The 22,931-nt window shown below is 56.7% G+C and carries 19 protein-coding genes; 18 read left to right on the forward strand and 1 reads right to left on the reverse strand.

Going from position 1 to position 22,931, the window contains the following annotated elements; translation table 11 throughout:
* Positions 1–63 precede the first annotated feature (63 nt).
* The 5 genes from PHV01_RS02795 (at position 64) to PHV01_RS02815 (ending at position 5,670) form a co-directional block, all read left to right on the forward strand.
* Entirely contained in the window at positions 64–576 is a 513-nt protein-coding gene (locus PHV01_RS02795; protein WP_337289627.1) for an ankyrin repeat domain-containing protein, read from the forward strand.
* 231 nt (positions 577–807) lie between these two features.
* Positions 808–1,107 (forward strand): putative quinol monooxygenase, encoded by a 300-nt coding sequence (locus PHV01_RS02800; protein WP_337289628.1) that lies wholly within the window; start codon positions 808–810, stop codon positions 1,105–1,107.
* Positions 1,108–1,260: 153 nt separating this feature from the next.
* Entirely contained in the window at positions 1,261–4,065 is a 2,805-nt protein-coding gene (locus tag PHV01_RS02805; RefSeq protein WP_337289629.1) for a valine--tRNA ligase, read from the forward strand.
* Between the two features lie 3 nt (positions 4,066–4,068).
* The gene (locus tag PHV01_RS02810) at positions 4,069–4,899 is read left to right on the forward strand and encodes a biotin--[acetyl-CoA-carboxylase] ligase (protein WP_337289630.1); all 831 of its coding nucleotides are present in this window, start codon (positions 4,069–4,071) and stop codon (positions 4,897–4,899) included.
* A gap of 6 nt (positions 4,900–4,905) precedes the next feature.
* Entirely contained in the window at positions 4,906–5,670 is a 765-nt protein-coding gene (locus PHV01_RS02815) for a type III pantothenate kinase (protein WP_337289631.1), read from the forward strand.
* A 62-nt stretch (positions 5,671–5,732) separates the two neighbouring features.
* On the opposite strand, the gene tatA is transcribed toward PHV01_RS02815, so the two are convergent.
* Entirely contained in the window at positions 5,733–5,984 is a 252-nt protein-coding gene (gene tatA / locus PHV01_RS02820) for a twin-arginine translocase TatA/TatE family subunit (RefSeq protein ID WP_337289632.1), read from the reverse strand.
* 208 nt (positions 5,985–6,192) lie between these two features.
* On the opposite strand from tatA, the gene rplM reads away from it, so the two are divergent.
* The 13 genes from rplM (at position 6,193) to PHV01_RS02885 (ending at position 22,744) form a co-directional block, all read left to right on the forward strand.
* Positions 6,193–6,642, forward strand: coding sequence for a 50S ribosomal protein L13 (rplM, locus tag PHV01_RS02825; protein WP_337289633.1), 450 nt, complete (start codon positions 6,193–6,195; stop codon positions 6,640–6,642).
* A gap of 9 nt (positions 6,643–6,651) precedes the next feature.
* Positions 6,652–7,050: a 30S ribosomal protein S9 gene (gene rpsI, locus PHV01_RS02830; protein WP_337289634.1), complete on the forward strand. Its 399-nt coding sequence runs from the start codon at positions 6,652–6,654 to the stop codon at positions 7,048–7,050.
* A 207-nt stretch (positions 7,051–7,257) separates the two neighbouring features.
* Positions 7,258–8,316: an N-acetyl-gamma-glutamyl-phosphate reductase gene (gene argC, locus PHV01_RS02835; protein ID WP_337289635.1), complete on the forward strand. Its 1,059-nt coding sequence runs from the start codon at positions 7,258–7,260 to the stop codon at positions 8,314–8,316.
* Positions 8,317–8,338: 22 nt separating this feature from the next.
* Positions 8,339–9,556: a bifunctional glutamate N-acetyltransferase/amino-acid acetyltransferase ArgJ gene (argJ, locus tag PHV01_RS02840; RefSeq protein WP_337289636.1), complete on the forward strand. Its 1,218-nt coding sequence runs from the start codon at positions 8,339–8,341 to the stop codon at positions 9,554–9,556.
* 293 nt (positions 9,557–9,849) lie between these two features.
* Positions 9,850–10,644 carry a 30S ribosomal protein S2 gene (rpsB, locus tag PHV01_RS02845; protein ID WP_337289637.1) on the forward strand — a complete coding sequence of 265 codons (795 nt, stop codon included), beginning with the start codon at positions 9,850–9,852 and terminating at the stop codon, positions 10,642–10,644.
* 135 nt (positions 10,645–10,779) lie between these two features.
* Positions 10,780–11,397 carry a translation elongation factor Ts gene (gene tsf / locus PHV01_RS02850; RefSeq protein ID WP_337289638.1) on the forward strand — a complete coding sequence of 206 codons (618 nt, stop codon included), beginning with the start codon at positions 10,780–10,782 and terminating at the stop codon, positions 11,395–11,397.
* 44 nt (positions 11,398–11,441) lie between these two features.
* The gene (gene pyrH / locus PHV01_RS02855; protein WP_337289639.1) at positions 11,442–12,170 is read left to right on the forward strand and encodes a UMP kinase; all 729 of its coding nucleotides are present in this window, start codon (positions 11,442–11,444) and stop codon (positions 12,168–12,170) included.
* A complete protein-coding gene (gene frr, locus PHV01_RS02860) occupies positions 12,164–12,721 on the forward strand; it encodes a ribosome recycling factor (protein WP_337289640.1) in 558 nt (185 codons plus the stop codon). The genes pyrH and frr overlap by 7 nt, the downstream gene beginning before the upstream one ends.
* Positions 12,722–12,775: 54 nt before the next feature.
* Positions 12,776–13,579, forward strand: a complete 804-nt coding sequence (locus tag PHV01_RS02865) for a phosphatidate cytidylyltransferase (RefSeq protein WP_337289641.1) — start codon at positions 12,776–12,778, stop codon at positions 13,577–13,579.
* A complete protein-coding gene (gene lnt / locus PHV01_RS02870; protein WP_337289642.1) occupies positions 13,579–15,132 on the forward strand; it encodes an apolipoprotein N-acyltransferase in 1,554 nt (517 codons plus the stop codon). Before PHV01_RS02865 ends, lnt begins: the two co-directional genes overlap by 1 nt.
* Positions 15,129–16,245 (forward strand): peptide chain release factor 2 gene (gene prfB / locus PHV01_RS02875; protein WP_337289643.1). Its coding sequence is split into 2 segments (ribosomal slippage): positions 15,129–15,197 and positions 15,199–16,245, totalling 1,116 coding nucleotides; the frame shifts between segments, so codons are not numbered across the junction. Before lnt ends, prfB begins: the two co-directional genes overlap by 4 nt.
* 137 nt (positions 16,246–16,382) lie before the next feature.
* Positions 16,383–16,622 (forward strand): hypothetical protein, encoded by a 240-nt coding sequence (locus PHV01_RS02880; protein ID WP_337289644.1) that lies wholly within the window; start codon positions 16,383–16,385, stop codon positions 16,620–16,622.
* A gap of 8 nt (positions 16,623–16,630) precedes the next feature.
* Complete coding sequence (locus PHV01_RS02885) at positions 16,631–22,744, forward strand: hypothetical protein (protein ID WP_337289645.1); 6,114 nt, start codon at positions 16,631–16,633, stop codon at positions 22,742–22,744.
* Positions 22,745–22,931: the final 187 nt, after the last annotated feature.

A 22,931-nucleotide genomic window follows, 5' to 3' on the forward strand; every position in this document is an offset into this window, starting at 1 on the left:
TCGGTGATCCACTTCGTTTCGCGTTTGAAACTGTGACTACCTGACGCCGAAGGAGGGGCGACTATGAGCGACGATGTGAACGCCGCAGACAAACACGGTATAACAGTCTTGATGAAAGTGTGCCAAGACGGCAGTCCCGAGGCCGTGCAAGCGTTGATCGCGAAGGGCGCGCAGGTGAACGCCAGAGATGAATATGGCTGGTCGGCCTTAATGCGAGCGTCTCTGAGAGGCCGCCTCGAGGTCGTCCAGGCGCTGCTTGCTGCGGGCGCGTATGTGCACGTCAAATCTGACGGGGGCTGGACGGCCTTGATGCGAGCGGCTCTGGGAGGCCATCGCGAGGTCGTCCAGGCCCTGCTTGCGGCGGGCGCGGATGTGAACGTCCAACAGGACAATGGCGCAACGGCCTTGATATGGGCGTCTCAGGAAGGCCATCGCGAGATCGTCCAGGTGCTGCTCGCGGCGGGCGCGAATGTGAACGCCAAAACGAACAAGGGCGTAACGGCCATGATGATAGCGTTTAATAGGAGCGAGGACGAGATCGTGAAGCTCCTCAAGGAAGCCGGGGCAAAGGAATAGCCCTCAAGGAAGATTGCCAATGGCAATAGGGAGATCCAGGAGGGGTTCTAATGGCGCGTCTACTTATCGTCTGTCCAGAGCGCCTCATCCCACGCAAGGGCTTATGACAACGCGTCGCAGGCTCTTGCGTGATCGGTCGGGGAGATAGGTAACAACACAGTTCGGAGACGCAGGTGACGTCGCTTGTCGGATAGAGTAGGTGTGAGGCCAGCCGAGAAAGGAGTAATGCTCATGCCGGATAGTGGGGTACGGGTGGTGGCCCGCATTGTGGCTCGTCCCGGGAAGGAAGACGAACTCCGGGCCCTGCTGCAGGGCCTGATCGAGCCCACGCGCAGGGAGCCTGGGTGCGTGACGTATGAACTGCTTCAGAACAAGACGGATCCAGCCGATTTCACGTTTGTGGAGGAGTGGCGCAGTGAGGCAGATCTTGATGCGCACTTGCAGTCGGCACATTTAAGACAAGCTCGTTCCAGGTTATCTGAGCTGGCCGTTACCGATCCGGACATCCGCCGGTATACGGTTGTCGGGTAGCGACTCAGCGCATCGGTTGCCTGTCGCGTACTCTTTTTGTTAATATCCGACTCGATGATGTTATACCAACCGTTTCCTTTGACAGACTCAGGGCGAACGGTTGGAATGTCGAAGTTCTCACCATGAACGGATTCCCGTTAAGGGGTGGAGTTGATGACAGAACCTGAGATGCCACGCACGAAGAAGACCGGATACGATCCCTACGGGATTGAAGAGCGTTGGGCCAAGGTCTGGGAGGCGACCGGCTCGAGCCACGTCGATGAGTCCTCGCCGAAGCCGCCGTATGCCATCGTGATCCCTCCGCCCAATATCACCGGCTTCCTGCATATCGGCCACGCCATGAACAACACGCTTCAGGATATCTTGATTCGATGGCGGCGGATGCAAGGGTATAACGCGCTCTGGATACCCGGTACCGACCATGCGGGCATCGCGACTCAGAATGTGGTTGAGCGACAGCTCCAGGAAGAGGGGCGTCGGCGCGAGGATCTTGGCCGCACCGGGTTCGTGGACCGGGTCTGGCGGTGGAAGGCGGAATCCGGCGGGACGATTATCCGCCAGCTCAAGCGGCTTGGTGCCTCCTGCGACTGGGAACGGGAATGTTTCACCATGGATGAGGATCGCCAGCAGGCGGTCCGCGAGGTGTTCGTGCGGCTGTACGACGATGGGCTGATCTACCGAGGCGAGCGGCTGATCAATTGGTGCCCCCGATGCCAAACAGCGCTCTCAGACATCGAGGTAGAGTACGAAGATACGCAGGGGTCGCTCTACCATATCAGGTATCCCATGGCGGATGACCCTGAGACTGCGCTCATCGTTGCCACCACAAGGCCAGAGACGATGTTGGGAGACACCGCCGTTGCTGTTCACCCGGATGACGCGCGATACAACCGATTGATTGGTCGTCAGGTGAGGCTGCCACTGACCGGGCGGACCATCCCGGTGGTAGGCGACTCGATTCTGGTAGATCGGGAGTTTGGCACCGGTGCTGTCAAGATTACGCCGGCGCACGACTTTAACGATTTTGAGGCAGGGGAGCGACACGGCCTGCCGCGGATTGCCCTTTTCACCAGAAAGGGAAGAATCTCACCCGCAGTGCAACCGGAAGCGCGAATAGATCCTGCACTTTTCAAAGAGGTCGGAGGTAAACCGGTTGCGGTCGCGCGTGAGAGGGTACTGGATCGGTTGCGTCAGGAAGGATTACTGGAGAAGGTGGAACCGCACCTGCATGCGCTCGGGAAGTGCTACCGCTGCAGGAGCGTGGTGGAGCCGTTCCTCTCGACGCAATGGTTCGTGAAGGTCAAGCCGCTGGCAGAGCCCGCTATCCGGGCGGTGGAGGATGGGAGGACCAGGTTTGTCCCGGAACATTGGGAGAACACCTACTTTGCCTGGATGCGGAACATCAAGGACTGGTGCATCTCGCGTCAACTCTGGTGGGGACACCAGATTCCGGCCTGGTACTGCAAGGGATGTGACGCGGACAATATCTTCGGGGTACGTACAGGGGTGGAGTCTGGGCCAGGTCGTCCAGTGCTTTCGACGGAAGTGTGGGCTTTCGCCCCTGAAGCGCGGCCGATTGTCTCGGCGGAACGGCCTGCCGGTTGCCCCCGATGCGGCAGCCAGCAGCTTATCCAAGATCCCGATGTCCTCGACACCTGGTTCTCATCGGCCCTCTGGCCATTCTCAACGATGGGATGGCCGAAGCAGAGCGAACTGCTCACACGCTTCTATCCCACCTCGACCCTGGTGACCAGCTTCGATATCATCTTCTTCTGGGTCGCCAGGATGATGATGATGGGGCTCAAGTTCAGAGAAGATGTCCCGTTCAGGGAGGTCTATATCCATGCCCTGGTGCGCGATGCTGAAGGGCAGAAGATGTCAAAGTCGAAGGGGAACGTAATTGACCCCCTCGAGATTATCGATAAATATGGCGCCGATGCGTTCCGATTCACCCTGGCCGCGCTTGCCGCGCAAGGTCGCGACATCCGGCTCTCGGAGGAGCGGATCGAGGGGTATCGCCATTTCTGCAATAAGCTGTGGAACGCCAATCAGTTTCTCGCCCGACACCTGCCGCTCCTGGAAGGCTCCCTTCCGCCCGTAAGCTCCCTCTCCCTTGATCTGGCTGATCGGTGGCTGCTGAGCCGCTTGCACGAACTCATCGGGTCGGTCACAAAAGCATTGGAAGAGTACCGATTCAATGAGGCCGCGTCGGCGCTCTACCAGTTCGTCTGGCACGAGTACTGCGACTGGTATGTAGAGATCGTCAAGGCCCGCCTTTCCTCGGATGCAAGCCGGGAGCAGCGACTGGCCGGGGTCGCCCTGCTGTGCCTGGGACTGGATACTGCATTACGCCTGCTGCACCCGTTTATGCCGTTTATTACCGAAGAGATTTGGCAGCAACTGCCGCAGCATGGGAGTAGTCTGATGGTCGCTGAGTGGCCCAAGGGGGACCCTGGCTGGCAGGATGCCAACGCCGAAGCGTCGATAAACTTCTTAATGGATCTGGCGCGGGCGACCCGCGATCTGCGTTCAGACCTGGAGATCGCTCCTTCGAAGTCGATCCGGCTTGTGCTGCGGACCTCTTCTGACACTGACGACAGAGCGATAGATGCGATCATGCCGTACCTCGTCGCGCTCACGCGTGCGGAGCAGGTCACCTCCGGCCAGCACCTGGATCGACCTTCACCGGCCGCGGTGGCCTTGGTGGGCGGCATTGAGGTGCATCTGCCGGTGGACGACCTATCGGTCTTTGCAGTCCGGCAGCAGAAGCTGCAGCGGGAGTTGGAAAAGCTGGAGCAGGAGCTTGCAAGGGTGGATAAGAAATTGAACAATCCTAACTTTCTGTTGAAGGCGCCGGAGGAGGTGGTGACCAAGGAGCGGGAAGAGCATACCCGGCTCATGAATACCAGGAACAAGCACCTTCAGCATCTTGAACGAATCGAGCAGTTCTTACGATAGGGGATGAGGCTTGAGGAGGCCGTGAAGAGCCCTCAGGAGATCTTGGCGCCGCTAGACGAGTCGGCAATCCGGGCCGGCTTGGTTACGCGGCGGATCGGGACCACGATCCACCTGTTCCAGGAGGTCGATTCGACCAACGACGAAGCGGTGGCGCTGGCCAGCCGTAGCGAGGCGGAGGGGGCGATCGTCATTGCGGAGGCGCAGCGGCGGGGGCGCGGTCGGCTGGGCCGTCGGTGGCAGTCGCCCAGGGGGTTGGGTCTGTATCTCTCTGTCATCCTGAGGCCGACGATCCCGCCACACGGTGCGCCCGTACTCACCCTCATGGGTGCGGTAGCAGGAGTCGAGGCCATTGAGCGGACGACAGGGCTCATCACGGCGCTCAAGTGGCCGAACGATCTGATTGTGCATGGGCGAAAGGTGGGGGGCATGCTTAGCGAGATGGCTGTAGAAGGCTCCCGCCTCCTGCATGTCATCCTGGGGATCGGCATCAACGTGAATCAGACCGAGGCAGACTTCGATGGGGAACTGCGTCAGACTGCCGGCTCGCTCCGAGTTGAGGCCGGCCATCCCGTAGATCGAACAGCGATAGTGCGGTCATTCTGTGAGAGCCTCGACAGTTGGTACGAGCGGTTCTTATCCGATAGTTCCCTGCCTATTCTTGAGCATGTCAGGCGCCGCTGTCTGACCTTAGGTCGGCAGGTCACGGCTCGCTCCGGCGATCAGGAGATATCCGGTCTTGCAGTCGAACTGGAAAGTGATGGTCGACTGGTGATCCGGGACGCGAGGGGCGCATTACATCACCTGCTTGCCGGTGATGTGACGCTGACGGGGTAGAGACGAATGTTACTCGCGCTGGACGTGGGAAACACCAATACGGTGGTTGGGGTGTTTGAGGGTAAGGAACTCAGGGTGCACTGGCGCCTCAGCACCCGGCGTGAGGGGACCGGAGACGAGTACGGGATGTTGATCAGAAATCTGTTACTCCTCGCCGGGCTGGAACTGGACCAGATCTCAGCCATCATCATCGCTTCGGTGGTCCCGCCGCTTCAGTCATCATTGGAAGAGATGGCCCATCGCTACTTCCGGATCGTTCCCCTGGTTGTCGGTCCGGGGATCAAGACCGGCATGCCGATCCTGTACGACAGTCCGCGGGAGGTGGGTGCCGACCGGATCGTCAATGCGGTAGCCGCATTCGAGATCTACGGCGGCCCGGCGATTGTGGTGGATTTCGGCACTGCCACCACCTTTGATGCGGTCTCGGCCAAAGGGGAGTATATCGGAGGCGTCATCGCTCCCGGTATCGGGATCGCCGCCGAGGCCCTTTTTGAGCGGACAGCTAAGTTGCCACGGATCGATATCGCCAGGCCGAACACTGTGGTGGGAAAAACGACGGTGGCCAGCATGCAATCCGGCCTGTTCTTCGGTTATCTTGGGCTGGTTGAAGGGATCGTGATGCGGATGCGTGAAGAGATGGGGGGCGATCCCATCGTGATCGGTACTGGAGGTCTTGCCCACCTGATTCTCGCGGAGTCGTCAAACGTCAAGCATGTGGACCCGCTGCTCACGCTGACCGGCCTACGGATTATCTATGAACGCAACATGTAGGGGCGCCCCTGTGGACGCTCTCACGTGCTGTTACCCTAAACCCTATCCCCTACACCCTGTTTTTATGCCTCTCGCTTCATCCCGCAGTGAGGGCACGCGATCCAGTCTTTTTGGAGCGGTTGGCGGCACTGGCTGCAGACGATCTTGTCGGGGGGCGCAGTCGTATCCTCTTTTTGGGGCGCCTCGATCGACTTCTTAAACTCGCGGATTGCCGTCCCGAGGGAGCTGCCAATCTGGGGGAGTTTTCCGGCCCCAAAGATAATGAGTGCGATCAAGAAGATGACCAACAGTTCAGGCATACCCAGACCGAACATCGCATCCTCCAATCAGCGCATAATTATATTCTCACCCTACTTATGGTGAGTACCATATTGAGCAAAGGAATTCAATAAAAACCGAGGAATCTCAGAAAGGACTCATGACATCTTCCCACGGCTGGTGTTTTTCCCTTGACAAATTTCGCTCTCCTCATTACCCTATAATGGCTCTGGAACCGTAATCGTGAGAGGAGAAAGCTGACACATGGCGAAGACGATTCATGCGCATGTCGACGATATCGATAGGCGGTGGCACCTGATTGACGCGTCGGGACGGGTACTTGGGAGGCTGGCGACCGAGGTGGCCGTGCTCCTGCGAGGGAAGCATAAGCCGATCTTCAGTCCGCACCTGGACACCGGGGATTTCGTGGTAATTGTGAATGCTGAGCGAGTGGTGTTTACGGGCAAGAAGCTGAAGGATAAGGTCTACTACCGCCATTCGGGCTATCCTGGCGGGCTGAAGACCACCACGGCTGAGCAGATGCTGAGGGCCCACCCAACGCGAATCCTGGAGGCCGCTGTCCGCGGGATGTTGCCCAAAACGAAGTTGGGCGATGCGCTGTTCCGCAAACTCAAAGTGTACGCCGGCCCTGATCATCCACATGCGTCACAGCGGCCGACACTATTGGTTAAAACGACCGTAAAGGAGGGATAAATCTCAGCTATGCCAGCGGAAGGTGCGTTGTTGTATGGAACTGGCCGGCGAAAGTCGTCTGTCGCGAGGGTGTGGCTTTCGCCCGGTGATGGGAAAATGATGGTTAACCGGCGGCCCCTGCAGGAGTACTTCAACCGTCCGACTAATCAAACCCTGGCTGTTCAGCCCCTGAAGACGGTAGGGGTGGAAGGGAAGTTCGACCTGCGTGTCAACGTGTCCGGCGGAGGGTTGACCGGCCAGGCTGGCGCCGTTCGACTTGGCATCGCCCGGGCACTCCTGGTCGTGGATGCTTCCTTGCGGTCGTCGCTTCGAAAGGCGGGGCTCCTGACGCGGGATCCTCGAGTGAAGGAGCGGAAGAAATATGGCCAGAAGGGAGCCCGCGCACGGTTCCAATTCTCAAAGCGCTAATTGGTGTCTTGTATATCGAGAAGGAAGGTCCGTCGCGACCTTCCTTTTTGTTTTTAGGAGGTAACTACTCAGGCGGATAGGCTGAAGGCTGAGGACTGAAGGCTATGAGATCTTGAAGGGCTCGATTCGTGCCTTGCGAGATAATTTACGGCCTTCAGCCTTCAGCCTAAACCCCTGCGCTGTTACGCTATTGCCATGAAACAACAAATGGACGATGCAGGACGTAAGATTCGGGTGGCGGTGGTCGGAGCCAGCGGCTATACCGGTGTGGAGCTTCTCCGTCTCCTCATCAACCATCCGGCTGTGGAGATCACCGCGCTTACCTCGGAGAGTTATGCGGATTCGTCGATCGAAGAGGTATTCCCCAGCCTCTTTGGCATGCTTACGCTGACATGCAAAAAGTTCGACCCGCGTGAGGTGGCGAAGCAGGCTGACCTGATCTTCCTGGCCGTGCCCCACAACACCGCAATGACCGCCGCAGCCGAGTTGCTGCCCTTAGGCAGAAAGGTCATTGATCTAAGCGCCGACTTTCGTCTACGCGATCCCGCCGTCTATCGCCAGTGGTACGGCGTAGACCATGCGGCGCCGGAGCTGTTGAAAGAAGCGGTCTATGCCCTTCCCGAGTTCTACCGCCAGCAGCTTACCACCGCACGACTGGCGGCGGCGCCCGGCTGCTACCCCACGGCGGTCCTGCTCGGACTACTCCCCCTGTTCAAACGGGAGGTTATCGATCCGGACTCTCTGGTCATTGACGCGATCTCCGGCGCTTCGGGCGCAGGGCGGAAGCCGGACCTTCCGCTGCATTTCGCCGAGCTTTATGGCAATTGTAAGGCGTACAAGGTTGCGTGCCACCGGCATACGCCGGAGATTGAGCAGGAACTGAGCTGTTGCATCGGTCGAGAGGTACAGGTCACGTTCACGCCGCACCTGGTGGCAACAGTCCGAGGGATCCTGGCCACCATCACCGCCACGTTCGTGACCTTCAAAGACGCGGAGGAACTCCGCACACTCTACCGGGAGTGCTACCAGAACGAGCCATTCGTGAGAATCCTCCCTAAAGGCCGGTTGCCTGAGACCAAGCAGGTACGCGGTTCCAACCTCTGCGACATCGGTCTCGCCGTTGATGCCAGGACGCGACGCGCCATCGTCGTGGTGGCCATCGACAATCTCGTGAAGGGTGCCTCGGGACAGGCGATCCAGGCGATGAACGTAATGATGGGTCTCGACGAACGGACGGGGTTGCAACTCGCCCCGCTCTTCCCCTAAGCCAGGCCAAGGCTTTCCGTCTATGAAACAGTCAACGATACGGGACATCCCAGGGGGGGTTACAGCGGTCAAGGGTGTCCGGGCTGCCGGAGTTTGCTGCGGCATCAAACAGTCCGCGCTTGACCTCGCCCTCATCGCATCGGATCGGCCCGCCACCGTGGCCGGGGTTACGACGAGCAATCGGTCCAAGGCTGCGCCGGTCCTCCTCTGCGAGCGTCAACTGAAGGGCGGCAGATTCTCCGCAGTCGTGGCCAATAGCGGTAATGCAAACGCCTGCACGGGATCTCAAGGCGAACGGGACGCGGCGCAGATGCGCGATCGGCTTGCCCGGATTCTCGACCGTCCGGCAGGCGAAATCTTTGTTGCCTCCACCGGGGTGATCGGCAAACGACTTCCGATCTCCAAGGTCCTCTCGGGGATTCGCAAGGGCTTTGAACGTCTTTCGGTCGAAGGTGGCGAGGCGGCGGCCAGGGCTATCATGACCACAGACACCCATCCAAAGCAGGCAGCGGTCAGCCTTGAACTGGATGGGAAACCCGTCATAATCGGCGGAATGGCAAAGGGGTCCGGGATGATCGCGCCCAATCTGGCCACGATGCTCTGTTTCGTCGGCACCGATGCCCAGGCTTCCGCCCCGCTTTTGCGCCAAGTTCTGCGGCGGGCAGTCGGGAATACCTTTAACGCCATCACGGTGGATGGCTGCATGAGTACGAATGATATCGTGTTGCTGTTTGCCAATGGGATGAGCGATGCGCCGCCCCTGAAAGCCGGCACTCCGAAGTTGGTTGCGTTTGAAGAGGCACTTTCTCAGATTCTCTCTCGCCTGGCCCGAATGATTGTGAAGGACGGAGAAGGGGCGACCAAACTCATTCGTGTAGAGGTGAGAGGATCGCGGACGGCGCACGATGCCGGGATTGCAGCGAAGGCGGTCGCCGACTCCGCCCTTGTCAAGACGGCCTTCTTCGGGGAGGATTGTAATTGGGGGCGGATCATGGCCGCCCTCGGCGCCTCGGGGATCCGATTCGACCCCAGCCGCGTGGAGATCGCGCTGGATACGATCCCCGTGGTCCGGAATGGGGTCGGTCTGGGGGAAGCGGCAGAGCGGCGGGCGGCCGCACGAATGCGCCGACCTGAGTTCGACCTGACCATTCACTTGCACGCAGGCACAGGCGAAGCGATTGTCCTGACCACCGATATGAGTGAAGCGTATGTCAGGATCAACGCTGGGTATCGGAGCTAGCGTAGCGCGTCTAACGCTTCCCTACATATTCCGTTCACCCTGAGCCTGTCGAAGGGTCAATGAGGATTTGCAAGGCAGACTCTATTGGGCCTGTTTTCTCTTGCCCGGATCTATTCTAACGTGGTATAAATACTGGCTATTGACGAATCAAGAACTGGTACACACTTCACACGTCCTCTGATCCCTGAAAGGGTGCCCCCACCAGTAGCGGAGGGGTCTTTCAGGGAGGTGACGAGGGCGGAGGCCACAACCCAGAGGGCTGCTTGAGCAGCTCAGTCGAACGGAGGAGCGGCGTGACGACGGTTACGGTGACCATCAAAGAGCTATTGGAGGCGGGGGTCCACTTCGGGCACCAGACCAAGCGCTGGAACCCGAAGATGAAGAAGTTTCTGTTTGGAGAGCAGAACGGTATCTACATCATTGATCTGCAAAAAACCCTGAAGAAATTTCACGAAGCTATCGAGTTTGTCAGCGGTGTGGCAACCGACGGTTTGCCGGTCGTATTCGTCGGAACGAAAAAGCAGGCCGCCGATGTGATCGAGCAGGAGGCCACTCGGTGTGAACAATTCTTTGTGAACCACCGCTGGTTGGGCGGGACCCTCACCAACTTTCAGACCGTCAGGAAGAGCGTGGGTCGGCTGCGCCACATTGAAGAGATGGAGGCCAAGGGCGAGTGCGAGCGTCTGACAAAGAAAGAGGTTGCAAAGCTGCAACGGGAGCGACAGAAGCTTGAATATGCCTTAGGGGGAATTAAGGGGATGGATCGACTGCCCGGCGCGATCTTTGTGATCGACACCAAGAAAGAGCGGATCGCCGTGTGCGAGGCGAGGCGCCTCGGGATTCCGGTCATAGCCGTCGTGGATACGAACTGCGACCCCGACGAGGTGGACTATCCGATTCCCGGGAATGACGATGCCATTCGGGCCATTCGACTGATGGCGGTCCGCATGGCTGACGCCATTCAGGAGAGCCGAGCCGTGCGGCTGAAGGCTGCCGAGGAATTGGCTGTTGCGGAAGTCCAGCCGGTCCCTCCATCAGAAGAAACGAGTCCGACTGAAGCGCCCCTGGAGATCCTCCAACAGATCTAAGATTGAGCAAAGCGATCCGCTTTAAGTGGAGAAGGCTGAAGGTAGATAGGCTGAAGGTTGTTAGGTAGTTCTCCTTCAGCCTTCAGTCTAAATGCCTAACTGCTGAGCGCTATTTTTCAAGGAAAGAGGGTGAGGATGTCAGCGACAATTCCGGCGACGTTGGTACGAGAGTTACGTGAAAGAACTGGTGTGGGATTCATGGAGTGTAAGACCGCGTTGGCTGAGGCGAACGGGGATCTGGAGAGAGCTACGACGCTACTCCGCGAAAAGGGGTTGGCCTCAGCCTCGAAGAAGATGGGACGAACGGCCTCTGATGGTCTGATAGTCTCGTACATTCACGGCGGCGGGAAGATCGGTGTGCTGTTAGAGTTGAATTGTGAAACTGACTTTGTGGCCAGAACTGACGAGTTCGTGTCGCTTGCCAAAGACATCGCGATGCAGGTGGCCGCGGCGAACCCATCGTATATCCGCCGGGAGGAGGTGCCGGCCGAGCTCCTTGAAAAAGAGCGGGGGATCCTCATGACGCAGGTACAATCCTCCGGCAAACCCGCAAAGATCATCGATCAGATCGTCCAGGGGCGGCTGGAAAAGTTCTTCAGCGAGATCTGCCTCCAGGAGCAGCCTTTCATTAAGACTCCTGAAGTCAAGGTTGAGGATCGGATCAAGGAAGTCATCGCAAAGGTCGGAGAGAATGTTGTCATCCGACGCTTCAGCAGGTATCAACTGGGCGAGAAGGTGGAGTGCGAAGCGTAACCGGATCGCACCCGGCCTCCGGGGACTCCCGCGAAGGTGACATCATGGCGACGACAAAATATAAGCGGATCATGTTAAAGATCAGCGGTGAGGCCCTCGCCGGCGATGAAAAGTTCGGGATCAACCCCAGTGTGTTGAGCTTCCTGGCGGACGAAATTCGGGAAGCCCACGAGCTTGGGGTACAGGTTGCGGTCGTCGTGGGTGGAGGCAATATCTTTCGAGGGGTTGCCGCCAGCGCCGAAGGGATGGATCGTTCGTCCGGTGACTACATCGGGATGCTGGCGACGGTCATTAACGGCCTCGCTCTGCAGGACGTGCTGGAGCGGAAGGGCGTCGCCACTCGAGTGCAGACTGCCATTGAGATGCGGCAGTTGGCAGAGCCGTTTATTCGTCGCCGGGCCGTCCGGCATCTGGAAAAGGGGCGGATCGTCATCTTCGTCGGAGGGACCGGGAACCCGTATTTCAGCACCGATACCGCCGCGGCGCTGCGAGCGATGGAGGTGGGGGCCGAGGTGGTCTTCAAGGCGACGAGGGTGGACGGTGTCTACACGGCGGATCCCCTGCTTGATCCCAGCGCTAAGAAGTTTGATGAACTGTCCTATATCGAGGTGTTGAACCGTCAGTTAAAGGTGATGGACTCAACAGCCATCTCGCTGTGTATGGATAATCTCTTTCCGATTGTCGTCTTCAACCTTCGCCAGCCTGGGATCCTCCGCCAGTTGGTCTTTGGTGAAAAGGTGGGGACGATCGTTCGTGGGAGTGAGAAGTGCTGAAGGAGATCCAAGCCAAGGCCGAGAAGGAGATGCGGAAGGCGATCGAGGCCACGCTGAAGGGCTTTAACGGCGTTCGAACCGGGCGAGCCTCGCTTGCATTGCTCGATGGTGTCATGGTCGAGGCCTACGGTTCTGCCGTTCCTCTCAATCAGGTTGGTACCTTGGCGGTGCCTGAGACGAGGCTGATCACCGTGCAGCCGTGGGATCCGTCGCTGCTGACGGCTATCGAGCGGGCGATCCTCAAATCGGACCTGGGGGTGACTCCGGGCAATGATGGCAAGGTCATCAGGATCGCGATCCCATCCCTGACCGAGGAACGTCGCAAGGATCTGGTCAAGGTGGTCCGAAAAATCGCCGAAGAGGGTCGAGTAGCGGTCCGTAACGCTCGTCGTGAAGCCAACGAATCGCTGAAACGACAAGAGCGGGAGAAGGAGGCCTCGGAGGATGATGTCAAGCACGGTGTGGACATGGTCCAGGATCTGACCAATCGATTGATCCACGAGATTGACGGGTTGCTGGCCAAGAAGGAAAAGGAAATTATGGAGTTTTAGGGGCTGTCAGCGGTCAGCTATGAGCTGATAGCTGAAAGCTGATCGCTGCATTCTATGCATCTGAAAAGGATCCTCAGCGCTGCCGCTCTTCTTCCAGCCTTTCTCCTGCTGGTTCAGTTCGGAACCGCCTTTCACTTCTTCTTGCTTATTACTCTCGCGATCCTGATTGGATTGTACGAGTTCTACGGGATGGCAAAGGCCGGTGGCTGGCGCCCGTTGACGTCCCTGGGGATGGGGAGCGGTCTGGCGCTGAGTTGCATGGAGTTCCTCGGGGCGCCGGCGCCTTGGCTGATATCGGTCCTGACGGGGGTAGTCATCCTCCTGCTAATCAGTCTCCTGGTAGGAGGGGCAGAGCCGAAAGAGGCCGTCTCGCGAGGGGCAATCACCCTGTTCGGCCTCATCTATGTTGCGGGACTGCTGAGCTTCCCGGCGCTCCTGCGGGCCATGGCGTCGGGACGCACCTATATCTTTTACCTGGTCTTGGTGACCTGGGCAGGGGATACCGGGGCGTTCTATGTGGGCTCACTCATGGGGAAGAGGCCGCTCTGTCCCTCGGTGAGCCCGCGCAAGACCGTGGAAGGGAGCGTGGGCGGACTTGTCTGTTCTGTGCTGGCTTCCGGTCTGGCCAAGTTCTGGTTTTGGGAGGAACTCGGGACTGTTGAGTGTCTTGTGATGGGAGTCGGGCTGGGAGTGATGGGCCAGATTGGGGATCTGTGCGAATCGATGCTGAAACGAGGTTTCGGGGTGAAGGATACCGGCGCGCTGATCCCGGGCCACGGTGGTATGCTGGATCGAGTGGATAGCCTCCTCTTCGCCGGGCCGGTACTCTATGTGGCTGCGCTGGCGGGGTGGGTGTGATGCCGGCCTTGCTGGCTGCGCTTTCAGCAGGGCTCCTCATCCTTGCGTTTCCGAAGCCCGACCTGGGGTGGCTGGCGTTCGTGGCCCTTGTCCCGTTGCTGTTGGCCATTCGCGGTCGGACTCCGGCTCGGGCTTTTTTTCTGGGGAGTCTTGCAGGATGGCTCTTTTATATGGTGAGTATCTCCTGGGTGACGCATTCGATGATGGTATACGGTGGCGTCCCGTTTGCTCTCAGTGCGCTTGCGCTGATCATCCTGGCAGCCTACCTATCGCTCTATATTGGATTGTTCGCGATGGGAACCGCTTGGATGGCAGGTGCGCCGTGGCCGCTTAACATTCTTGGCCCATCGGCCTTGTGGGTCGGATTGGAGTACCTGCGGGCCTATGCGCTGACGGGATTGCCCTGGATCCTCCTGGGGTATACGCAATACCGGCACAGCGTGCTCCTGCCGATTGCCTCCGTCGCGGGGGTGTACGGCCTATCGTTTGTTATCGCCCTTATCAATATCACCTTGATACAGATGGTCGGAGTCGCGCCTGCCCGTCTTCGGACAATCGTGCTCACCGGCGCAGTTGCGTTGTGCCTGATCTGGTCTCCTAAACTCCTGTCGCCGTCTCCTGCGTCGGCCGGCGCAGAACAGACGCTTGGGGTCGCCCTCGTGCAAGGCAACATCGATCAGGGGCTGAAGTGGGATCCGACGATGCAGGCCACCACCATCGAGCGGTATCGCAGCCTCAGCCTGGAGGCAGCCAAGCATACCCCGACCCTCATTGTGTGGCCTGAAACCGCCGCTCCTTTCTTCCTTCGGTATGAACCGGCGTTGCGAGACCGCATCCTGGACATCGCCGCTGAGACCGGTAGCTACCTCCTGGTAGGCAGCCCGGATGCGGAGCCGGCTGCGGCTGCGGATGGCGGTACCCGCTATCGCAACAGCGCGTTCCTGATCTCTCCCAAGCGGGAACTCCTCGGCAAGTACGACAAGATTCACATGGTTCCCTTTGGGGAGTATGTCCCTCTCAAGTCGGTCCTCTTTTTTATCAACAAACTGGCGTATGGGATCGGTGATTTCGAAGGGGGTCGGACCTATACCGTGTTTGACACCCCGGGCGGCCGTTTCGCAGTTACCATCTGCTACGAGGCGATCTTTCCGGATCAGGTTCGACGCTATGTGAAAGAAGGGGCGGAGTTCCTGGTTAATATTACGAACGATGCCTGGTTCGGCCGCTCGGCTGCCCCGACCCAGCATCTGGCAATGGCTGTTCTTCGGGCCGCTGAAAATCGCCGATACCTGGTCCGAGCGGCCAATACGGGGATTTCCGCTATTGTGGATCCGAGCGGTCGGATCCTCCATGCCTCCGATCTCTTTGTACCTACCGTCATTACAGACCAGATCCGCGTGGAGCGAGCGCAGACGTTTTATACCCGTTACGGCGATCTCTTTGCGTGGATCTGCGTCATCTTTACTGTCGTAGTGTTTATGGCAACGTGGGCCCGGAGTGCCGTGAGAATCACTCCGGTGTCTGCTGTCGCTTCACAAAGGAGGATGCAATGATCGCAGAGTATGCGCGCACACTCGATGGTTTGAAGGACAAGCTGCACACCCTCCGGGACTATCTTTGACGTCGCGGGGAAACAGGCGCGTCTGGCCGCGATTGAAGAGCTGCTTCACTCGCAGGAATTCTGGGCCGACACCTCCCGCGCTCGGGAGATCATGAAGGAGCAACGCCCACTCAAGGAGATTGTTGACCAGGTAGATTATCTCGAGCGTGAGCTCGAAGAGGTGACGATCTTGCTCGGTCTGTTGCGGGAGGAAGAGGACCCGCAGACCCTGAAGGAGCTGGGAAGCTCACTTCAGCGCCTAGAGGATCAGGTCACTGCGCTCGAGTTGACGGCTGTCATGACGGGAGAGTACGACTCGGGCAATGCGATCCTCTCCATCAATCCGGGCGCCGGCGGCACTGAGTCGCAGGATTGGGCACAAATGTTGTTGCGAATGTACCTGCGTTGGGCGGAAGCCGGCGGCTATAAGACCGAGGTCATTGACCTGCTCCCTGCGGAGGAGGCCGGGATCAAGAGCGCCACGGTGACGGTGACGGGCCAGTATGCCTATGGCCGCCTGAAAGCCGAGATTGGGGTCCACCGTCTGGTGCGCATCTCGCCGTTCGATGCCAACCACCGCCGTCACACCTCCTTTGCGTCGGTGTTCATCTACCCTGAGATCGATGAGACCATCGATGTGGCGATTGACGAGAAGGATCTTCGCATTGACACCTACCGCTCCAGCGGGGCAGGCGGGCAGCATGTGAACGTGACCGACTCTGCGGTGCGGATCACGCACCTGCCGACGGGCATTGTCGTGTCCTGTCAGAATGAGCGCTCGCAGCATAAAAATAAGGCCATGGCCATGAAGGTCCTGCGCGCCAGACTGTACGACCACTATCGTCGGGAGCAGGAGAAGGAAATGGCTAAGCTCGAAGGCGAAAAGAAGGACATTGCGTGGGGCAGCCAGATCCGTTCCTACGTCCTGGCCCCTTACCAGCTTGTGAAGGACCACCGGACCAGCCTGGAAACCGGCAATGTTGAGAAGGTCCTGGACGGAGGGATCGAGCCGTTCATCGATGCCTTTCTGCTGAAAGGGCGACAGGTGTCCGGTGCGGCGAAATGAAATCTGCTGCCCAATTGTGGGAAACGAAAATCGGTTGACAGCTTCCTGTCGTTTTTTATATAAAGGCGCTACCCCCTCAACGCTCATCGGGTGTTCGTAGTTCGTGACCGGAACAACACTGGAAAGGATGCGGCTCGATGGCGAAGAAGTTTTACACGGTCCTTATCCTTCCCGATGCCAGCTCTCAGATCCGAAGGTTCCATATCGCCAAGCCCCTCTTCAGCGCGCTCACCGTCATCGCAGGCCTCGTTGTTGTCGCTCCGTTGTTTCTGACCTATCAGTCGGTAAGCCACACTGGTTATATTCTGGAACTTCGGCAGCTTCGAACAACAGCAAACGAGCAGGCTAATCTGCTGATAGGAGAAGGGGGCAGGTGATAAGGATTATGAAGGTATCAAATAAGCAAATAATATCTTTGCTGACTTTGTTTATTGTTACTTTTTTATTTGCCAGAGCGACCTTGGCCCAGCAGGTTAGTCCGGAGATACCAATAACCCTGGCAGAAAATAAGCAGCATTTTCCTACGGCTGCCTATGATTCGGTCAACAACAGACACCTCATAGTATTCAAAACCCAAAGGCATGATGGTCAATACGACTATGACGATGTCCATGGGCAATTGATAAAGGCAGATGGGAGTGTATATGGAAACATATTCCCGGTAAGTATATCGGGCGTTGATTCTATTAATGGAGAACTCATATATCCGGCAAGCGGTGAAGCCTCATTTTCCGTCGCTTTTGATTTCTTAAGCAGGAAATATCTCATAGCTTACAGTGATCGGAGCGGCAACCCGAAACTGGTGGGTCAATTGTTGGATGCGGATGGGAAAAAGGTTGACAATCTTTTTTTGATTGGGTCGGGACTCTCCAGTGGTGCTCGCGTGACCTATGATTCCGTTGAGCGGCGCTTTTTGGTGGTCTGGTCGAGTGAGAATCGCATCAACGGTCAGTTGGTGGACCCCCATGGAGTGCTCATTGGTAACGCGTTTCCCATATCCTCCCTGACCGGCAGGGTTCAGATCGACCCCAGCGTTGTGTTTGACCCTCCCAACCATCAGTTTTTGATCATCTGGCGGGAGATGTACGACGAGGCTAGGTCGGGCGCTTCCTCCCTGCATGGGCAACGAGTGAATAGCGATGGCAGCCTTCAGGGAATCGAACTTATCCTGTCCAGCGAGATCAACTCCCACCTTTTCTCCGTTGGGATTGATCACCAAACTGGCAAGTTTCTAGTTCTCTGGAATAAGGGAGCCCCTTCTATCCCTGGCCATTCCAGCGACATCCTTGGTCAATTTTTCAATTCGGATGGTGCGTTTTCTGGCCTTCCTTTTCTTGTCTCTACCAGCATAGGAGCTGCCGGTCAAGGGACCCCTTCCGTAGTCTATGATGCTTCCCAACGACTTTTCCTTGCAGTGTGGGAGAGCGATCGAGTCGCGACCTCGTCTGCCACCATCGCCGGTCAGGTCATTTACCCCAGCGGGGAACTCTGGGGGAGCAACTTTAGCGTGACCCAATCCGGTCTTCAGGATCTTGCGACCCCCTCAATGTCTTTGAATACCTTAGATGACGATATCCTCCTGGTCTGGGGAGGTAGGACAAGTGAGGATGAGGGCGATATCTGGGGAGCCTTCCTAACGCTGCCAACCAATAATTCCTTATCTCTGAACAGTAGTGTCCCAACGTTGAATACGGAAAGTGCTTTAGCTGACAATCCCCCATCTCTGAATATAGCGGGGGGTTCCACTATTATCTGGGAAGCTGGAACGTATACTTATAAAGATGTCCTGATCACCGAGAACTCCACCCTGATCTTCAACGGGGCGGTCACCTTGAACGCGACGACCCTCACCATCGACCCCGGCTCGGCCATCTCGGCGGACGGCAGGGGGTATCCGGCTGGCCAGGGACCCGGAGCGGGTGTGACAGGTCAAGCTGGTAGCGGCGGGGCCGGCTATGGTGGGACAGGGGGTGATGGATACAAGGCAGCAGGCGGTACTATTTATGGTTCCGCTACGACACCGGAGGAGCTGGGGAGTGGTGGCGGAGGGGGCTCAAATGGGGGGGCAGGGGGGGGCGCCATCAAGCTGGCGGTGAATACCCTTGTGATCAATGGGAGTATCCGGGCCAATGGCGCCAAAGGTGTTGGGTACGAGGGGTTTGGCGGCAGTGGGAGCGGTGGGAGCATATACATTATTGCCCAGAGTCTAACCGGGTCGGGGAGCATCTCCGCCAACGGGGGCGCCTACAACTCCTGGCGGGGGGGACGCGGGGGTGGAGGCAGAATTGCCATCTACTACCAGACCTCCAGCTTTACCGGACAAGTCGAGGCCAAGGTCGGTGACAATGGCAATAGTGGTGAGAATGGGACGGTCGGGTTCTTTGACACCGTGAACAATGATTTCTATGCCGGCCATTCCTGGAGGTTTCAGGAGAACGATGGGCCGTTCAACTTTAGGAGGGTCATACTCAACAATTCCCAAGTCACCACTCAGGGGAATATCCGGTTAACCGCCAATGAGCTCATCATCGGGAACCATTCGAAGTTCACGCTAGGTGGCGATACCACCGTGGTGGAGGTGGACAAAGTCACGCTTCAAAGCAACTCCAGCTTCATCCTCACAGGCACGTCGCGACTGGTCACCAACTCCGTTGCGCTCGACGGGACGTCGTCGGTAACGACTGCGGGCGCTGAGAACATTGCGACCCCGTCTATCCGGATCGCAGGGGGCTCGACGATCACCTGGGCCCCCGGGGCCTACCAGTACGACAGCGTCCTGATCACCGAGAACTCCACCCTGATCTTCAACGGGGCGGTCACCTTGAACGCGACGACCCTCACCATCGACCCCGGCTCGGCCATCTCGGCGGACGGCAGGGGGTATCCGGCTGGCCAGGGACCCGGAGCGGGTGTGACAGGTCAAGCTGGTAGCGGCGGGGCCGGCTATGGTGGGACAGGGGGTGATGGATACAAGGCAGCAGGCGGTACTATTTATGGTTCCGCTACGACACCGGAGGAGCTGGGGAGTGGTGGCGGAGGGGGCTCAAATGGGGGGGCAGGGGGGGGCGCCATCAAGCTGGCGGTGAATACCCTTGTGATCAATGGGAGTATCCGGGCCAATGGCGCCAAAGGTGTTGGGTACGAGGGGTTTGGCGGCAGTGGGAGCGGTGGGAGCATATACATTATTGCCCAGAGTCTAACCGGGTCGGGGAGCATCTCCGCCAACGGGGGCGCCTACAACTCCTGGCGGGGGGGACGCGGGGGTGGAGGCAGAATTGCCATCTACTACCAGACCTCCAGCTTTACCGGACAAGTCGAGGCCAAGGTCGGTGACAATGGCAATAGTGGTGAGAATGGGACGGTGGTTAGGAATCCATCATTCGAGGAAGCCCCGGTCAGTTTGTCAAGCTTGTCTGAGAAGTCTTTTAGCGAGTCAAACTTCACTGAAATAATCTCATCAAAAAAAGGGATAATTGAGAATGTAACGGTCAGCGGACAGTTAAATGGAACGCTGAATTTTGCAAGTTTTGAAATGATCAGCGTTCAAACCGGTTCATTTGCCGGCAAAGGATTTTCTACCGGTAGATGGGAAGCAAATCTTGAGGGTGTTCCATATAAAGGTAACTGGCAAGGAGTACTTTATCTAAAAGAAGCCGAAAAAAGAATCTATCTAAACGGAATTATCTCTGGTGAAGTATCGGGAATTGTTGAGGGCTATCTAGTTGAATCTACGCCGGAAAGCAATATCTACGACAAATATCAGGCTACATGGAGATTTAATCGAGTTGGCACCAGGACTACCTCTGGGAAAATCAACTTGAATGGTACGGTCTCTTATCAGACAACCACTGAATATCCTTCAACTCAATTGTACGTTCTACAAAGTTCTATCGAAGGAACAGCTTTCGGGCACTATACGGGGCCATTGAGCACCGTTTTAACCCATGTGAGGGTGGCAGGCGGAACGAACCCTTACGATGGCGAAGGGTTCTCTTTTATTACCTATGTCTCTGATTCAGGCCAGGGTGAAGGTTGGACATATGATAGGCTTGTTGCTCCAGATAAAGTAGAGTTAAAAGGTATGTTTGGCAGTCCTCTGTTGGGCACTGTCAATGCAACCTTGAACGAAGCAGAAATATCAAGAAGCCTCCTTGTGACCATAGAGAGGTTAGGCTTGGGATTGCCACCTGGACCTGATTTGAAAGTTGTAACCTGGGGGCCAAGCAGGGTTAGCCCGGGACAAACAATAGATTACATTATAGAAGTGAGGAACGATGGAATTAAAGCAGCGGAAAATGTAACCGTAATCGATGAACTTCCATGGCAGGTAAGTCATGTTTCAAATACTGGTGAGGGAACTTACAAAGAAACTTCGAGAGAAGTAGTTTGGAATTTAGGAAGTCTTGGCGCAAGAAGCAAAACATTATTAACTACTAAAGGAGAAGTTGTTGGGGGATTGGAAGGTCATACTTTCTTTGAAAATATAGTACACATTCCTAAAATGGAGACAGCAGTAGAGGTTGATCCCACAATAGAGGAGTCTTACGAAGTTCTAGAGGCCAATCAAAATTATGGGAAAACAGATATCACATTTTCAACTTCTTCGGAACGCGGGGTTATCAATACGGAATTAAATATCACAGAAGTACCAAAAAAAATAGAGCCGGCTCTTGAAATAACTGAATCGAACAATTGGACAGAAGTCATCCTTAGATTATTGGTTCAAGCCAATTCTGAGAACCAGATAGAAATTAAACAGAAATTTACCGATAAGGCCAGAGATCTTCTTGAAAAATATGAAAACTACAAAGATCTCAGAACAGCCCAGAAAAAAAGACAAGATTTTCTAAATTGGCTATGGGGAAAAGGGTATATCAGCGAGACAAATTATAAAATGTTTACATCCAAAAATTCTGGAGGCTTTTGGACTAAATTTATTATCAATAATTTCAATTTTATGGAAAAATGGGCAGAAAAAGCAGGGTTCGATAAGTTTTTAGCACCTCAGATTGCTAAATATTTTACGAAGTCAGCCGATGCGGCGATAGATGGTTTTATTCACATTTACAATCCTCAACAGTTAGACGCAGCAATCAGATTTGAATGGGCTTATAGGTTTCCCCGAGGTTTGGATGGACCATCAAGTCTATCGGAAGCCAAAGAAATGTACTTAAAAGAAAAGTCCTTTGATATGGGTACCCATACAAATGAGGTAATCACTGCGCATGATCCAAACATCAAGTATGGCCCTGAAGGAAATGTTTCACCGGGGGAGAAATTAGACTATAAGGTTGAATATGAGAACGAAGGCGAAGGGATTGCCTTTGGCGTCTACTTCACCGATACCTTGGACCAAGACCTGAACGACTCGACCCTGGTCATTGGACCAGTTATCGATATCCAGACCGGCGCTCAAATCGCTCGCCCTGGAACGTATAACCCGCAAACCCGGACCATCACTTGGTTCGTGGGCGAAGTCGGCCCCGGTCATGGGGGGTACGCCGAATTGAGCGCTAATGTCCGCGGCGATGCCCCCAAGGGCACTGAGGTTATCAACTTTGCTACGGTTTATTTTCCCTCGGTCCCTGAAGTGACTAGAACCAATGGTATTGTGTCTATTGTAGGTTTAGATACCACGCCCCCGACGATTACGGCCTCAGTCTCCCAAGCACCCAACGCTGCCGGATGGAACAACACTAATGTGACCGTGACCCTTACGGCTCAGGACGAAGTGGGCGGTACGGGGGTCAAGGAGATCAGCTACTCGCTGAATGGAGCGCAGACTGGCGGGAATGCGGTGGCTGGAAGTAATGTCTCAGTGACAATCTCCGCTGAGGGGACTACCACCTTAACGTACTTCGCTAAGGATAACGCGGGGAACCAAGAGGCTCCAAAGTCCCTTACCATCCGAGTCGATAAGACTCCACCAATGGTCACGGCCAGCCGCACGCCCAACCCCAATGCCAGTGGGTGGAGCAATACCGATGTAGTGGTGAGCTTCAACTGCTCGGATGGGTTGTCAGGGGTGGAAAGCTGCTCTGCTCCCATGGTCCTGACGGCCGAAAGGGCAGGGCAGTCGGCCACAGGGACGGCAGAGGATAAGGCGGGAAACAAGGCTACCGTCATGGTGAGCGGGATCAACATCGACAAGACTCCACCGGTCATTTCTGGGCTGCCGGTCCCGGGCTGTACCATCTGGCCGCCCAACCACCGGCTGGTTCAGGTTGCCACGGTGACGGCCAGCGACGCTCTTTCAGGGCTGACCGCAGCTTCTCCGGCTGTAGTAGGGGTTAGCAACGAACCAGAATCAGGGTTAGGTGACGGAGATATTGCGTCAGATATCGTCATCACTGGTGGCACCGTTCAACTTCGAGCTGAGCGTTCGGGTACCGGCACGGGGCGGATTTATACGCTGACTGCCACAGCAAGCGATCTGGCGGGAAATCCTGCAACTGCCAGGGCGACATGTATGGTTCCCCACGATCAGCGGCAGAAGTGACGAATGTTTCTCCGGAGTTGTGCCCAGAAGGCTGTAGAAAAAGTGCAAAGGGCGTATTCACTCGATAGTTTGAGAACCCATCCGCATACCCGGCGTCTACCCCGCCTGCGATGAGTGCTGGCATAAAGATTTCTGCCTTTTATTGACGCGGGAGCTGGAGACCATGCGCTTGGACTGGTCTTATCTC

Origin of the sequence: Candidatus Methylomirabilis sp. (assembly GCF_028716865.1) — a bacterium.
Lineage (GTDB): Bacteria > Methylomirabilota > Methylomirabilia > Methylomirabilales > Methylomirabilaceae > Methylomirabilis.